The sequence below is a fragment of the Polaromonas sp. P3_C2 genome, from assembly GCF_056402675.1.
Window position 1 is genome coordinate 1 of the sequence record NZ_JBFUGX010000973.1, and the last position, 1,169, is coordinate 1,169.

Consider the following 1,169-nt stretch of genomic DNA (forward strand, 5'->3'; position numbering starts at 1 on the left):
ACTGCCATCTATGCCCGCGAGCGTGGCCATATGAAAGACATGCCGGCGCTGCTGTTGGCCTCGCTGGCGACCCGCGATGTGGCACTGTTTGCCAAGGCGTTTCCTCGCGTGGTAGACAACGGCAAGATGCTGCGTAACGTGGTGCAAATTCTGCGTAGCGGCCGTGTGGGCCGTAAGTCAATGGGTTCGCGTCCCAAGAAGTTGGTGCAGGCCTGGTTGTGCAATGCAAGCGAGAAGCAGCTGCTGAACGCCAGCGTGGGTAACAGCCCGTCGTTGGCCGACGTCGTGAAGATGGTTCACCCCAAACCGGCTGAGGCCTGGCGCGCCGCGTGGTTTGCCTGGTTGATTGGCCGTGACTTTGACGTGAGCCAGTTGCCCGAGGCGACGCGTGCTTTTGAAGCCTACAAGAAGGACCGCAGCGGTGTGGCGCCCGATGTGCCGTTTCAAATGTTGACGGCCTTGAACCTGACCACCAACCAGTGGACGCAGATTGCAAAGAATGGCTCGTGGCAGATGGTGCGACAGAATCTCAACACCTTTGCGCGCCACGGCGTGTTTGGTACAACCAAGGCTGAAAAGGCCATTGCCGCCAAACTGCGTGACGCGCAGAGTATTGAGAAGGCCCGCGTGTTGCCCTACCAGTTGATGGCTGCCTACAAAGCGACGGATGAAACCGTTCCTCTGCAGGTACGTGAAGCATTGCAAGACGCGATGGAAATCGCGTTGAAGAACGTGCCGGCTTTGGTGGGTAAGGTGGTGGTGTGTCCTGATGTGTCGGGCTCCATGAGCTCGGCGGTGTCCGGACACCGTGGTTCTGCAACCAGTGCGGTGCGTTGTATTGACGTGGCGGCCCTGGTGGCTGCGGCTCTGCTGCGCAAGAACCCGGCAACCATGGCGCTGCCGTTTGAGCAGAAAGTCGTCAACTTGTCGTTGAACCCGCGTGACTCGGTGATGACCAATGCGGAGAAACTGGCTGCCGTGGGCGGWGGYGGAACCAACTGCTCGGCRCCGYTGGCCCTGTTGAACGCCGGTAAGGCCAAGGCAGACCTGGTGGTGCTGGTGTCGGACAACGAGTCGTGGGTGGATAGCAAGCGTGCCGGTGCGACGCAAACCTTGCGTGAGTGGGAAGTGTTCAAGCAACGCAACCCGCAAGCCAGGTTGGTGTGTAT

General features: G+C 59.9%; 1 protein-coding gene. It reads left to right on the plus strand.

Translation table 11 applies throughout. The features are described 5' to 3' along the window. Positions 1-1,169, plus strand: a 1,169-nt coding sequence (locus AC1DWI_RS23900; RefSeq protein WP_477726006.1) for a vWA domain-containing protein, incomplete at both ends; no start/stop codon positions are given.